Annotated in this window: 11 protein-coding genes, 3 pseudogenes and 1 other annotated feature; of the genes and pseudogenes, 4 read left to right on the top strand and 10 right to left on the bottom strand. The window is 37.4% G+C overall.

Annotated elements, in window-relative coordinates:
* Nucleotides 1-91: 91 nt before the first annotated feature.
* On the top strand, nucleotides 92-1,084 hold the full coding sequence (locus JCM21531_RS08985; protein WP_038289171.1) for a tyrosine recombinase XerC: 993 nt from the start codon (nucleotides 92-94) through the stop codon (nucleotides 1,082-1,084).
* A 137-nt stretch (nucleotides 1,085-1,221) separates the two neighbouring features.
* Entirely contained in the window at nucleotides 1,222-2,154 is a 933-nt protein-coding gene (locus JCM21531_RS08990) for an LCP family protein (RefSeq protein ID WP_038289173.1), read from the top strand.
* A gap of 134 nt (nucleotides 2,155-2,288) precedes the next feature.
* Here JCM21531_RS08990 and JCM21531_RS08995 read toward each other — a convergent pair whose 3' ends face one another.
* Both JCM21531_RS08995 and JCM21531_RS09000 read right to left on the bottom strand, forming a co-directional pair.
* Nucleotides 2,289-3,725 carry an aminopeptidase gene (locus tag JCM21531_RS08995; protein WP_038289174.1) on the bottom strand — a complete coding sequence of 479 codons (1,437 nt, stop codon included), beginning with the start codon at nucleotides 3,723-3,725 and terminating at the stop codon, nucleotides 2,289-2,291.
* Between the two features lie 231 nt (nucleotides 3,726-3,956).
* Nucleotides 3,957-5,453: a DUF3369 domain-containing protein gene (locus tag JCM21531_RS09000; RefSeq protein WP_038289175.1), complete on the bottom strand. Its 1,497-nt coding sequence runs from the start codon at nucleotides 5,451-5,453 to the stop codon at nucleotides 3,957-3,959.
* A gap of 358 nt (nucleotides 5,454-5,811) precedes the next feature.
* Here JCM21531_RS09000 and JCM21531_RS23715 point away from each other — a divergent pair, with 358 nt between their 5' ends.
* Together JCM21531_RS23715 and JCM21531_RS23720 are read left to right on the top strand one after the other, a co-directional pair.
* Nucleotides 5,812-6,138 carry a PHP domain-containing protein gene (locus tag JCM21531_RS23715; RefSeq protein WP_279379019.1) on the top strand — a complete coding sequence of 109 codons (327 nt, stop codon included), beginning with the start codon at nucleotides 5,812-5,814 and terminating at the stop codon, nucleotides 6,136-6,138.
* Nucleotides 6,132-6,608, top strand: coding sequence for a histidinol-phosphatase HisJ family protein (locus JCM21531_RS23720; protein WP_279379025.1), 477 nt, complete (start codon nucleotides 6,132-6,134; stop codon nucleotides 6,606-6,608). Before JCM21531_RS23715 ends, JCM21531_RS23720 begins: the two co-directional genes overlap by 7 nt.
* A 77-nt stretch (nucleotides 6,609-6,685) precedes the next feature.
* On the opposite strand, the pseudogene tyrS reads toward JCM21531_RS23720, so the two are convergent.
* From tyrS to ndk, 8 genes and pseudogenes are all read right to left on the bottom strand, one after another.
* Nucleotides 6,686-7,911 (bottom strand): annotated as a pseudogene (tyrS, locus tag JCM21531_RS09010) (tyrosine--tRNA ligase).
* Nucleotides 7,912-8,021: 110 nt separating this feature from the next.
* Nucleotides 8,022-8,254 (bottom strand) — a binding site (T-box leader).
* 68 nt (nucleotides 8,255-8,322) lie between these two features.
* Nucleotides 8,323-9,401, bottom strand: a pseudogene (mnmA, locus tag JCM21531_RS09015) (tRNA 2-thiouridine(34) synthase MnmA).
* Nucleotides 9,402-9,419: 18 nt separating this feature from the next.
* Nucleotides 9,420-9,866, bottom strand: coding sequence for a Fe-S cluster assembly scaffold protein NifU (gene nifU, locus JCM21531_RS09020; protein ID WP_038289177.1), 447 nt, complete (start codon nucleotides 9,864-9,866; stop codon nucleotides 9,420-9,422).
* Between the two features lies 1 nt (nucleotide 9,867).
* Complete coding sequence (nifS, locus tag JCM21531_RS09025) at nucleotides 9,868-11,052, bottom strand: cysteine desulfurase NifS (protein WP_038289179.1); 1,185 nt, start codon at nucleotides 11,050-11,052, stop codon at nucleotides 9,868-9,870.
* 99 nt (nucleotides 11,053-11,151) lie between these two features.
* Nucleotides 11,152-11,582, bottom strand: a pseudogene (locus JCM21531_RS09030) (RrF2 family transcriptional regulator).
* Between the two features lie 133 nt (nucleotides 11,583-11,715).
* A complete protein-coding gene (locus JCM21531_RS09035) occupies nucleotides 11,716-12,012 on the bottom strand; it encodes a YkuS family protein (RefSeq protein ID WP_038289181.1) in 297 nt (98 codons plus the stop codon).
* Nucleotides 12,013-12,195: 183 nt separating this feature from the next.
* On the bottom strand, nucleotides 12,196-13,050 hold the full coding sequence (locus tag JCM21531_RS09040) for a CheR family methyltransferase (protein ID WP_279379020.1): 855 nt from the start codon (nucleotides 13,048-13,050) through the stop codon (nucleotides 12,196-12,198).
* Between the two features lie 103 nt (nucleotides 13,051-13,153).
* Entirely contained in the window at nucleotides 13,154-13,564 is a 411-nt protein-coding gene (gene ndk / locus JCM21531_RS09045; protein ID WP_038289182.1) for a nucleoside-diphosphate kinase, read from the bottom strand.
* Nucleotides 13,565-13,609: the final 45 nt, after the last annotated feature.

The following is a 13,609-nucleotide window of genomic DNA, read 5'->3' on the forward strand; positions in this document are numbered from 1 at the left end:
ATTTACGAATTTAACTCGAACAAAATTTCAAAAATGTACGTCAAAATAATATTAGCGGATTAATAATATATAGATATAGGGAGAGGTCAAAATGAACCAGGCATATAATGATGAGGCACCTATCATAATAAAGGATTTCTTAAGCTACATGGAGACAATAAGAGGTAAGTCAAAAAATACAATCCATGAGTACTATTATGACTTAAGGCTTTTTTTCAGGTTCATGAAAATTCATATGGGTTTGGAGGATGCAAAAAAGGATTTTGAATCGATAAATATTAAAGATATGGATATTGAAGTCATTAGGAAAATAACTTTAAGTGATATTTATTCGTATATGTCTTTTTTGAGCCGGGAAAGAGACAATAGCTCAAGTTCCAGGGCTAGAAAGGTTGCAAGTATAAGGTCGTTTTTTAACTATCTTACAAACAAAGCAAAGCTTTTGGAGCAAAACCCTGCTGCCGAACTGGAATCCCCCAAAATAATGAAAAGGCTTCCCAAATATCTAAACATCGAAGAAAGTAAAAGACTGTTGGGGTCTATTGATGGAGAGCATAAAGAAAGGGATTTTGCTATTATAACTTTGTTTTTAAATTGCGGTCTGAGGCTTTCCGAGCTTGTGAACATAAACCTTGGAAACATAAAAAATGATGTTTTGACCGTAATAGGTAAAGGTGACAAGGAGCGGACCATTTACCTTAATGCAGCATGTATAAAAGCTATTCGGGCATATTTGGATGTTCGTCCCGTTGACGGTGTGAAAGACAAAAACGCTTTGTTTTTAAGTGCCAGAAAACAAAGAATAAGTAATAAGACCGTTCAGCATATTGTTAAAAAGTATATAAAGGCTGCAGGACTTGACCCTGAAAGATACTCCACCCACAAACTGAGGCATACCGCGGCAACACTGATGTATAAGCATGGTAATGTTGATATAAGAGCACTTCAGGAGATACTGGGGCACGAAAGTATAGCAACAACGGAGATTTATACTCATGTTGACAGCCAGCAGTTGAAAAAAGCAGTAGAAAGCAATCCTTTGTCAAGTTATGTCGATGAACACAGCGATGAAAATGAGAGCTAATTTATAATATTTATTCTAATTGGAATTTTTGCGTTAAAATACTGAGGCTATTGCTTTCGGATATTATTGAAATATCAGAAAAAATAGATTATACTTTATTTTTGGTATTAAATCTACTTGGAAGATGGAGTTGCGATATGAATTTCAGAAAATTTTACTTAATTGTGTGTTCAATATTATCGGTTTTTATGTTTTTTATTGGTACACTAACCCTATTGTACATCAATTTCAATACAGATACCGAAAAGCCTGTCGACAATTCGGGGGCATTGATTCATGATATTCTTAATCCTTTAAAAGTTGTTAATGAAGATTTGAATGTGCTGGTATTGGGCGGAGACAAGGTTAACAACAATACAGACACAATGATGCTGGTAAATTTCAAACCATCAACCTCTAAAGTAAGTATTCTCTCAATACCCAGGGACACAAAGGTTACAATAAATGGCAGAAAGGCAAAGATAAACGCTGCTTATCCCACAGGAGGAGGAGAACTTGCCGTTCAAACGGTGAGTGAGCTTTTTGGCATAGATGTAAAATACTATGTTTTTGTCGATACTTCTGCTTTCAGAAAAATAATTGATATTTTAGGCGGAGTGGATTACTATGTTCCGGTGGATATGGACTATGATGATCCTTTGCAGGGACTGAGCATTCATATAAAGAAAGGGCAGCATCACTTCGACGGTGCCATGGCTGAGAAGTTTATGAGATTCAGGCAGTATAACTATGGACGTATTAATGAGTACTATGACGGAAGCGACTTAAAGAGAATTGATGCTCAGCAGAATTTTGTCCGGGAATTGGTTCGCCAAAAACTTAATATTTTTTATTTAACTAAAGTAAATGATATTGCCAATACGATTTTCAGCAATATTGAGACCAATCTTAATATGAGTGAAGTTTTAAAGTTGACAGGAAGTGTTTCAAAAGTTCAGGCCGATAGCATAAACATGCTGAAAGTTCCGGGGAAATCCGTATTGGATGGAGTCTGGTACTATATCATGGATTCCCAAGAAACAGACCAGATTATAAATGAGCATTTTAGGACAAGGAATTTAGCAAAATAAAAGTTCGGGACATCGAGTCCCTTCGCTTTTGCCTCTTTCATTTCATTCCAAGAGGCCAACTAAAAGATTCACAACGAAAAACCTTTCAAGATATTGAAAGGTTTTTCGTTGTGAGCCGTATACACTGACCGGTTTTACTTCATATACTTCATAAATTCCCTGTAAGCTTTATATGCCATATAAATATCAACTTTGCTGGTTACTTCAAAGGGCGAATGCATTGAGAGAACAGCGACTCCACAGTCTATCACATCCATACCCATATTTGCTACGAATTGGGCGATTGTACCTCCTCCGCCCTGATCAACCTTGCCTAATTCAGCAGTTTGCCAGTATACTTTATTGTCATTGAACAGCCTTCGCACTTCTCCCATGAATTCGGCATTGGCATCGCTTGCACCGGATTTTCCGCGGGCGCCGGTATACTTTAGAAGCACAATTCCTTTCCCTATAAAGGAAGAATTGAGCTTTTCATATGCTCCTTCATAGGTTGGGTCTATTGCTGCGCTGACGTCTGCCGAAAGCATTTTGGAGTTATTTAGGCACCTTCTTAAAACTATGTCCGTATATTTTTCAGAGCTGAGTGCACATATGTCTGCGATGAAGTTTTCAAGAAAGCTTGATTGGGCTCCGGTATTGCCCATACTTCCTATTTCCTCTTTGTCTGTAAGCACACAAACAGCAGTTTTATCAACATTATCCAGATCCAGAACGGCTCTTAAGGCTGTATATGCACAAACTCTGTCATCCTGCCCGTAAGCACCGACCATGCTTTTGTCCAACCCCACATCCCTTGCTTTAAAAGAAGGAACCAGTTCCAGCTCGGCAGACAGGAGATCTTCTTCAATAATGTTGTACTTCTCATTAAGGAGCTTAAGTATGTTTAGCTTTACTTTTTCTTTAATCTTTTCATCGTTATATGGAATGGAGCCGAAAAGAATATTCAAACCTTCTCCGATAATTCCCTCACTCATTTTCTTCTGCATTTGATCTGCTGCAAGATGAGGAAGCAAATCGGTTATTGTAAACACAGTATCCTTTTCATCTTCGCCAATAACAATTTCAACTTTGCTTCCGTCCTTTCTTATAACAACTCCATGCATGGAAAGCGGAATGGTTACCCATTGATACTTTTTTATCCCTCCGTAATAGTGGGTTTTCAGAAACACCATTTCGTTTGACTCATACATTGGGTTTGGCTTAAGATCAATTCTCGGCGAGTCTATATGTGCTCCCACAAGGTTTAAGCCCTTCTCCGGAGGCTGTGAGCCTATGACTGCAAGGGCCATGATTTTGTTTTTGAATACCCTGTAAATTTTCATTCCTGGCTTAAGCGGTTTTCCGGAATTTATTATATTCTCTATTGAAATAAATCCTCTATTTTCAGCCAGCTTTATAGTCTCTTGAACAAATTCCCTTTCGGTTTTGGATTTGTCTAGAAAGGATTTATATTCTTCACAGAATTTAAAAGTGATTTTTAGCTCATCATCGCTTATTTTGTTCCAAACATTTGGGATGTTATAGGATAGATTTTCCCATAACTTTTGACCCGGTGTTTTATTATCTGACATATTTTATTACCTCCTGCAAAAATTTTATATTTATTATTATATCTCTAAATGCTTGCGCAATAAACATTAAAGCAAGAAGAATTTTAGAATTTATAAATAATAAAAGCTCGGGATATCGACTCCCTTCGCTTTTGCCTCTTTCATTTCATTCCAAGAGGCAAAATAAAAAGAAGAGTATAAGCTCTTCTTTTAAATCCCAATATTACAATAACGTATTAGTACAATTATACATTATGTAAATGTTTTTGCAAGCTCTTCGAACATCAAATCATAGTTTTCAAGAATCTTAAACAACATATCGACTACCTCAGGGTCAAATTGGGTACCGGAATATATTTTAAACTGTTCTATTGTTTCTTCAAGGCTTAATTTTGACCTGTATTTTCTGTCTGACATCATAGCGTCAAAGGCATCAGCAACGGTTAATATTCTTGCCAAAAACGGGATTTCGTCGCCTTTCAATCCTTCCGGGTAACCTTTGCCGTCAACTCTCTCGTGGTGATATTTTACGAGCGGGACAACATCTTTAAACATTGAAATGGCCGACAGTATATATGCACCTTTTAACGGGTGTTTTTTAATTTCTTCATATTCATCATAGTCCAGCTTGTCGGTTTTGAAAAGTATATCATCAGCTGTGCCGATTTTGCCTATGTCATGGAAGATACCTCCAACCTTTAGGAGCTCAATCTGTTCTTCCGGAAGCCCAAAAGCTTCACCAAGTTTTGCGGCAAAATATGAAACACGGTCCGAATGGCCTCTTGTATAGATATCCTTTGCATCAACTGTCAGACGCAAAGCTTCTATTGTGTCGATATATCTTTTTCTAAGCTCCTGGTAGGTCTTGTCAAGCTCTTCTTTCTTCATGTTTATCAGAGAATGTAAAAATGCGTTATTTATAGATGAAGCTGCCTGTGTGGAATATATTTCAAGAAGCTTTATTCCGTCACCTAAATTGCTGCTTTCTATATAAATTACTCCAATGGATTTGCTTTCTTCATTCATAAGTGGAAGTATTATTCCATGGTCTAGAAGAAGGACATTTTTGCTGTCCCTTGCGCGTCCGATATTCTCCATAAGTTCGGGACTCAGGAGGGTAACCAGCGATTCTACCTTGATGTCATACTCACCCACTCCCTTAAAGATGATTTCACCTGCGGCACTGTTGCAATCATCTATCAGGATAAACGCATCTTTGCTGTTTACCAAAGGCATTAGTCCCTGCAAGATTTCTTCCAAAATAATGCCTATCGGCTGGAGTTGATAAATTTTTGGCACAGCCTGAAGTATTCTGTTTAAGCCATCCTTAAACTGTCTTATGGTGCGCATTTGAGATATTGATTTTATTCCCGACTCAATCAAAAGTAGAAGCTGGTCAAACTTGTCTCCCTTCTCACAATAGCCCTGAATGTCAAGAGCTTTAATAGTTTCGAGGGGAGGAGCCAAGTCTTTGTGTCCTGTCAAAAGGAGAATATAAATGTCTTTATTGAACTCTCGAATCTTTGAAACGACTTCGTCTCCATGAATAGGTGACATTATGTAATCTAAAATAAGCATGTCAAAATGCTCACTTTTAAGAGTTTCTATTGCCTCTAAAGGATTTGAGATACCCTTGCAGTAATAACCGCTCCTTGTTAGCATCACTTTCATCGAATTTATTATACCTTCTTCATCGTCAACAATAAGGATTTTGTAGTCCGTTGAAACTTCGATTATTCTTTTTCTCATATGAAAATCCTCCTCAGTAGAGTAAGGGCAAACAACACTAATATAAATTTTATATTGAAATGCTGAAAAAAGGATTTATATAAAGCTTATTGAAGCATGCAGTAAAATGATAAGTACTAATTGTATAATAAACCGGATGCACGTTAAAAAGACACAAAAATTCACTCTTAATTATTATTTTACTTTATTTTTTTTCATTTTGCAATATTCAACTAGTAGTTATATAGTCCCATATCTATAGGCCTATAAGGCAAATTTTATTTGCTTAATGTTGCTTTCTTGACTAATTACTGTATTTATTTTATAAATAATAATAATGGCTAATTTAACTTGCGAAAATAATTTGGAGGTAAATGCAATGTATGATTGTCACGTTCACAGCAGCTTTTCGGGAGACAGCAACATGGATCCGGAAATTGCAATTAATACTGCAGCAAAATTTGGCCTTAAAGGTATTTCATTTACAGACCATTTGGATATAGACTATCCGAATTATGATGATGTATTTATGATTGATTTTGATAAATACTCTGAAGCGATGGACAGGCTTAAGCGGGATTATTCCTCTAAAATCAAAGTTTTTAAAGGTATTGAAGTAGGTATCCAGCCCCATGTAATAGATGAGTCCAATGATATTGTAAAAAATATGATTTCGATATTGTTATTGGCTCAATTCATATTGTAGACAAAACAGACCTTCATAATGGCGACTTCTGCAGAAACAAATCAAAGAACGAAGCCTATTTAAGGTATTTAGAAAGCGTTCTTGAGTGTATTAACCTTTTTGATAATTTTGACATTCTTGGACATGTCGATCTCATCAGGAGGTATGGATGTTATGATGACAAGACGTTAAAATTGAGCGATTTCGGAGACAGAATTGACGCCATACTCAAAGCTCTTGTCGAAAAAGGTAAAGGCTTGGAGGTAAATACCTCCGGATTTCGATACAACCTAAATTCACCGATGCCGGACTATGAGATTATAAAAAGGTACAGAGAGTTAAAGGGAAAGATAATTTGCACAAGTTCTGATGCCCATACTCCCGATTATATAGGTTTTAAATTTGACTATGTGAAAGAGCTTCTAAAAAAAGCGGGTTTTAAATATACGGTACATTTCGAAAACAGAAAACCGGTATTTACACCAATTTAAACAAGCTTAGGGGTTTTGTAAACCTCTAAGCTTGTTTCTTATAATAAACTTGTATTCTAGCAATTTTACCCTGTATTTTATACAAGTTTTACCCTATGATATGTCTTTTTGCCTTTTTTGATGATCAATTCGCCGTTGTTGAAATCACCCATAGTTACCGATTTGTCAAAACCTTCAACTTTATTATCGTTTATGGATATTCCTCCCTGCTCGATAAGTCTGCGGCCTTCACCTTTTGAAGGAATTAGCTTTGTCTTTAATAGCAGGTCAACTATGTTTATACCGTCTGTAAGCTCATTTGAGGCTATTTCAGTGGTGGGCATATTGTCGGTGCTTGCACCCTTTACAAAAAGGGCTTCGGCTGTTTTTTGAGCGTTTAATGCCTCTTCCTCACCGTGAATCAACTTTGTAACCTCAAAGGCCAGACGTTTTTTGGCAATGTTTATTTCCTGGTCTTTCAGTTTTGCATACTCCTCAATTTCTTCCATCGGAACAAAGGTTAAGAGTTTTAAGCATTTTATCACATCCGCGTCATGTATATTTCTCCAGTACTGGTAGACTCATAAGGAGAAGTCTTGTTGGCATCGAGCCATAATGCACCTTTCTCAGTCTTACCCATCTTTTTGCCTTCACTGGTGGTAAGGAGCGTAAAGGTCATACCGTAGACTTCTTTTCCTTCCTTTCTTCTTATAAGGTCTATTCCTCCGAGAATGTTTGACCATTGGTCATCACCGCCAAGCTGAATAATACAGCCGTATTCCTTGTACAGTTTCAGAAAATCATAGCTTTGCATGAGCATGTAATTGAACTCTATAAAGGAAAGACCTTTTTCCAGTCTGGATTTAAAGCACTCTGCCGTCAACATTCGATTTACGGAGAAGTGAACTCCTATATCCCTTAAAAAGTTAACATAATTTAAATCAAGCAGCCAATCACCGTTATCAACCATTATAGCCTTTCCTTCACCAAATTCAATGAATTTGGAAAGTTGCTTTTTAAAACAGTCGGCATTATGTTTGATTTCCTCCCGGGTCATCATTCTTCTCATATCGGTTTTTCCTGTGGGGTCGCCAACCATTGCGGTACCGCCGCCAACCAATGCTATGGGCCTGTGCCCGGCTTTTTGCATATGAGCCATAACCATCATTTGCAGGAAATGTCCCACATGAAGACTATCGGCTGTTGGGTCAAAACCGATATAAAATGTAACTTTTTCTTTTTCAAGAAGCTCTTTTATTCTTTCTTCGTGAGTAAGCTGTGCAATAAATCCTCTTTCTTTCAAAATGTCAAACACACTGGACATGTAAATACCTCCCGGAAAATAATTCTTCAAAAAGTAGTAAGATTGAAAATTTTATTCATAAAATATTTTTTCCTAATTGTCAAGGTAACAAAAAAAGCTTTGCCGCCCTGCTTAAGGACGAGAAAGCTCCCGTGGTACCACCTTAATTTGTATATATTTTAAAATATATACCTCATTAATTACTGCCAATATAACGGTTGGTCTCCCGTCATACATGAATAAGTTTCACGTATGAAACTCCGGAGTGTAATTCGCCAATTCATGTACTAAAGCCCTTTCACCTGCCGGACTTCTCTCTGATTGTAACCATGAACGGCTACTGCTTCTCCATCATTGTCTTTTGCCTTTCGAATATTTTAACACATAAGTCTAGCATTTACAAGTGATTAAATCAATAATTTGTATATTTTACTATAGTATTGTTCCACCGCCGACAACTATATCGCCGTCATAGAAGACCACTGACTGCCCCGGAGTAATAGCTCTCTGGGGAGTGTCAAACACAACCTTGACCTTGTTATCTTCAATAGGATAAATAACCGCATCTGCCTCTTTGGCAGAATATCTTATCTTGGCCTTGACTCTGATTGGCTGGTCCGGTTTGTCAATTGAAATAAAGTTCAGATCATTGGCTGTAAGCTCTTTTGAATAAACTTCGTCTTCTTCGCCCAGTACAACGTTATTGTTTTCCACATCGAGCCTTACAACGTACATTGGTTTTCCCAAGGCAATACCAAGACCTTTTCTTTGCCCCACGGTGTAATGAATTATACCTTTGTGCTTCCCTAATATATTTCCCTTTGTATCGACAAAATAGCCGGGTTTAATCTCTTTGTCGGTATTTTCCTCTATAAACTTTCCATAGTCATTGTCGTTTACAAAGCAAATTTCCTGACTATCAGGCTTTGATGCAACGTAGAGACCCAATTCCTTTGCCTTTGCCCTGACTTCATCTTTGGAAAAATTTCCGATAGGCATAAGGATATGCCTAAGCTGCTCCTGGGTAACAGTGTAAAGAGCATAGGTCTGATCCTTCTGCTGGGTAACCGATTTCTTCAGCAAATATCTTTTTCTGTCCTCGTCATAGGTTATAATTGCATAATGACCTGTGGCAATATAATCAATACCCATGGACAAAGCTTTGTTCAGCATTGATTCGAACTTCACAAATCTGTTGCAGGCAATGCAAGGATTTGGGGTCCTGCCCTTTAGATACTCGTCTTTAAAGTAGTTTATAACACTTTTTTCGAAAATGTCTTTAAAATTCAAAACATAATAGGGAATGCCCAACATATTGGCGACACTTCTGGCATCATCAACAGCAGAAAGCGAACAGCATCCGCCCTCAATAAGTTTTGTTTCTTCATTGGCATCAGCCAAATTTGCATTGTGGCGCCAATAACTTCATATCCCTGTTCCAAAAGTATGGCGGCAGCTACCGAACTGTCAACGCCGCCGCTCATGCCTACCATAACCTTTTTCTTACTCATTGTAATTATAATCCACCTTTAATCCTCATCATCAATACCATGATGTATATCATCGCATCTTCTTCCGCAAGCATTGCAATTGCTACCTTCGGGCAGAAGTCCGTTTTTGCGCATATAATCATCAATTGCAGCACGTATTGCTTCTTCTGCCAAGTTTGAACAATGCATTTTAGCCGGAGGCAATCCGTCCAAAGCTTCCGCTACTGCTTTGTTTGTTATTTTCAGTGCTTCATCAACGGTTTTTCCAACAACGAGTTCAGTTGCCATACTGCTTGTAGCTACTGCCGCTCCACAGCCAAAGGTTTTAAACTTAGCATCCACTATAACGTTGTTTTCTATTTTGAGATACATTTTCATTATATCTCCGCATTTTGCGTTGCCCACTTCGCCAACGCCGTCTGCATTTTCGATTTCCCCCACATTTCTAGGATTCATAAAATGGTCCATTACCTTATCACTATACATATTAATTCCCTCTTTTCACTTTTTCATATAATGGAGACATCTCCCTTAACCTGTTAACAATCATCGGAAGTACTTCCATGAGATAATCTATATCTTCATGAGTATTTTCAACGCCGAAGGTAAGCCTCAGAGAACCATGAGCTATTTCATGAGGAAGACCTATTGCAAGCAGTACATGGGACGGATCGAGTGAACCTGATGTACATGCAGATCCGCTTGATGCAGCGATCCCTTTCATATCAAGCATCAGAAGAAGGGATTCACCTTCTATAAACTCAAAAGAGAAATTTACGTTGCCCGGAAGTCTCTTGTATCTGTCTCCATTTAACTTGACGAAAGGTATTTTTTTTGTTACTTCTTCAATTGTCCTGTCCCTTAATTCGATGAGTTTTTTATTGTTCTCTTCAATATTTTGTGTGGCAAGTTCAATAGCTTTACCCATGCCCACTATACCTGCAACATTCTCGGTGCTTGCTCTGCGGCCCCTTTCCTGAGCTCCTCCATGCATAAATGATGTGATTTTTACACCTTTTCTAATGTACAGCGCACCTACGCCTTTCGGACCATAGAACTTGTGTCCCGACATTGATAGCAGGTCAACATTCAAATCAACAACATTTATAGGAACATTTCCAACTGCCTGTACTGCATCAGTGTGGAAAATTACTCCTCTTTCCCTTGCTATTTTTCCTATTTCGCCTATGGGCTGAATGGTTCCGATTTCATTATTGGCAAACATAATTGTAATCAGTATTGTATCGGGTCTTATTGCATCTTGCACCTGCTCAGGCGATACCAGGCCGTTTTCGTCAACAGGCAGGTACGTTACCTCAAAACCGTCACTTTCCAGATACTGACATGCATGGAGCACTGCATGATGCTCTATTGCGGTTGTTATTATATGCCGGCCTTTGTCCCTGTTTGCATATGCAACTCCTTTAATAGCCCAATTGTCTGCTTCGGTACCGGAACCGGTAAAAAATACTTCCCTGGGAAGAGCACCAATTGCCTTGGCTACCTTTTCCCTTGCTTCCTCAATCGCCTTTTTGCTTTCTCTTCCTATCGAATAAATTGAGGAAGCATTGCCAAACTTATTTGAAAAGTACGGAAGCATAGCTTCAAGTACCTGTGGATTTACTGGCGTTGTAGCAGCGTGATCCAGATAAATAATCCTGTTGTCACTCATAAAGATTACTCCTTAACTATAATTTAGAATATATTTATATTTATTTATTCCCCAAAACGTATTTCTAAAACAAAATCTCTTGATAAATAAGGGCTTGCATCAAAAAAGTACAGAGTTTTTGTTGGATTCATTTACAAGATCAGCTAAAGTAATAGAATCTACAGCTTCATTGACACTATCCCTTATTTTTTCCCAAACAATTTTTGTAACACAGTTGTCAAACCGGTCGCATTTAGCAGGCTTGTCTTCTACAACACAATCAACCGGTGCAAGGGAACCCTCCAATGCTCTAAGAATTGAGCCAATTGTAATATTATCGGGGCTTTTGGACAGTAAATATCCCCCCTGTGCGCCTCTAACACTTGTAACATGGCCTGCTTTTTTAGAGCGGCAAAAAGCTGCTCTAAATAATTTTCCGACAAGCCTTGCCTTTCAGCAATGCTTTTTAGCGCAACAGGTCCTTCATCGTTGTGAAGAGCAAGATCAAGCATAGCTTTTAAGCCATATCTTCCCTTGGTAGATAACCTCATTAAATCCAGTCCTCCAATTCCAACTGCATTACTAGGTATTCACACAATTAGATTAGCACTTTGTGAAATGCTTGTCAATATATTTGCAAAAAATATATATCGTATTGTTTTTACATATAGTTAACTAAATAATTCAATTTAGGTCGAAGAGAGGACTATAATATCTTGTCCGAAGCATATCTTCTATTTCGTTGATGCTTTTACCAAAGGCATTGACAATAAGTACTCCATAGTTTGCCCTTTGACCTGATGTCATTTGAGGCATGTTATTTCTGGAAATATGGGATATCTGAAAGGAATTCCCCTCATAGACAATAGCATCTATAGGGTAGTTATAGGTTTCCAAATCGACAACCTCAAAACCTCTTTTGGCTAGCTCCTGCTTTAGGTTGTCCAATCCGCTTTGAACTGCTACTACTATAAAAACCACCTCCGGTAATAATAAAACACTCTATAATAAGAGTATTAGCCGGAAGTGGTTTATATATACTTAATTATTTGAGTTTTCCCTTAATTTATTGCTTATTTGCAATGATGTAAAATACATACATTAGCATTATAACAAGATAAACAGACACGCTCAACTCCCGATAGATTCCGAATACGGCAACGTTTAGCAGCAGTAGTACGAAGCCGGCCAGAAGTATCCAGGCCATAACCCTTTTAAACATGTAAATCTCCTTCCATTAAATATCTTTTTCTTTTTGATAAAAAATGTCTGTATAGGTTTGAAATTATAGAGGTTGTAAAGTATTATCTGTTCTGTACTTCCAACAAAAAGAACTCCTCCTGTTTTAAGAGATCTATTGAATTTTTTATAAATCTCTGCTTTTGCTTCCTCGGTAAAATAAATCAGTACATTCCTGCAGACTATAAGGTCACAATTTTTCGGATAGGGATCTGCCAATAAATTATGTTTATTGAACTCAACACAGTTTTTTACTTCTTGCTTTATGGCATATATGTCTCCGTCAACTTTAAAGTATTTGTCAATATATTTTTTGGGCAAATTGGCAATACTTTTATCAGTGTAGAGTCCGTTTTTTGCTTTTTCAAGGATTTCACCATCAATATCCGTAGCAAAAATTTTAATTTTGCCCAGCGGAAGAAATTCATTCAGTATCATAACAAGCGTATAAGGCTCATCTCCGCTTGAGCAAGCAGCACTCCAAATTTTCAGGTTATTGCTTTTTTCAAGAAGCGACGGAAGTATAATATTTTTTAGTTTTTCCCACTGTTCCGGATTTCTGTAAAACTCGGATACATTGATGGTCATATAGTTGATAAACTCACTGTAAAGCTTTTTATCTACCTTAATAGCTTCAACATATGATTTATAGCCGTTAAAATTATTTTTACTTATCAAAGAATCCAGTCTTCTTTTCATTTGTTTTTCTTTGTAAGAGCCAAGGTCAATTCCGGTCAGTTTGAAAATTTCTTTCTTAAAGCCCTCGTAATCCATAACCATTTTGTCATCTCTCCATTCATATTCTTAAATGACAAGTGCCGGCAATCTAGAATCAGCTATAAATATGAATCTTAACCTTAGTATTTTAAATTTTTTGTATAGTTTACACGCTAAGTTCGGGAAAAAACCTTTTTATCTCTATTTCCGCACTTTCAGCGGAATCGGATGCATGGATAAGATTCTCAAAGGGATGATATCCATAATCGCCTCTAATGGTACCCGGCTTCGAATCAAAATTGCTTGTTGCCCCAATCATGCTTCTTACAGCCTCAATTACCCTGTGTCCGGAAAGAATCATTGCAATCACAGGTCCGGACGTTATATAGTTAATCATATCGTTAAAAAAAGGCTTATCCTTTACATGAAAATAATGTTCACAGGCTAGATCCCTGTCAATGTTCATCATTTTCAAGTGAAGGATTGTAAAATTCCTTTTTTCAAAACGGGATATAATTTCACCGACAAGCTTTCTTTTTACAGAATCAGGCTTTAATATAACCAGTGTCCTTTCCATAACTACTCCTCTCTTAACCGAATGGATTATTAAATTTTTTGAAGC

Source organism: Acetivibrio straminisolvens JCM 21531 (assembly GCF_000521465.1).
GTDB lineage: Bacteria > Bacillota > Clostridia > Acetivibrionales > Acetivibrionaceae > Hungateiclostridium > Hungateiclostridium straminisolvens.

Excerpts from the sequence above, each read along its gene's own strand:
- JCM21531_RS09040 (WP_279379020.1), bottom strand. The coding sequence starts at position 13,050 with ATGGTTATGGATTACGAGGGCTTTAAGAAAGAAATTTTCAAACTGACC.
- JCM21531_RS08995 (WP_038289174.1), bottom strand. The coding sequence starts at position 3,725 with ATGTCAGATAATAAAACACCGGGTCAAAAGTTATGGGAAAATCTATCC.
- JCM21531_RS08990 (WP_038289173.1), top strand. The coding sequence starts at position 1,222 with ATGAATTTCAGAAAATTTTACTTAATTGTGTGTTCAATATTATCGGTT.
- JCM21531_RS23715 (WP_279379019.1), top strand. The coding sequence starts at position 5,812 with ATGTATGATTGTCACGTTCACAGCAGCTTTTCGGGAGACAGCAACATG.
- JCM21531_RS09000 (WP_038289175.1), bottom strand. The coding sequence starts at position 5,453 with ATGAGAAAAAGAATAATCGAAGTTTCAACGGACTACAAAATCCTTATT.
- JCM21531_RS08985 (WP_038289171.1), top strand. The coding sequence starts at position 92 with ATGAACCAGGCATATAATGATGAGGCACCTATCATAATAAAGGATTTC.
- nifS (WP_038289179.1), bottom strand. The coding sequence starts at position 11,052 with ATGAGTGACAACAGGATTATTTATCTGGATCACGCTGCTACAACGCCA.
- nifU (WP_038289177.1), bottom strand. The coding sequence starts at position 9,866 with ATGTATAGTGATAAGGTAATGGACCATTTTATGAATCCTAGAAATGTG.
- ndk (WP_038289182.1), bottom strand. The coding sequence starts at position 13,564 with ATGGAAAGGACACTGGTTATATTAAAGCCTGATTCTGTAAAAAGAAAG.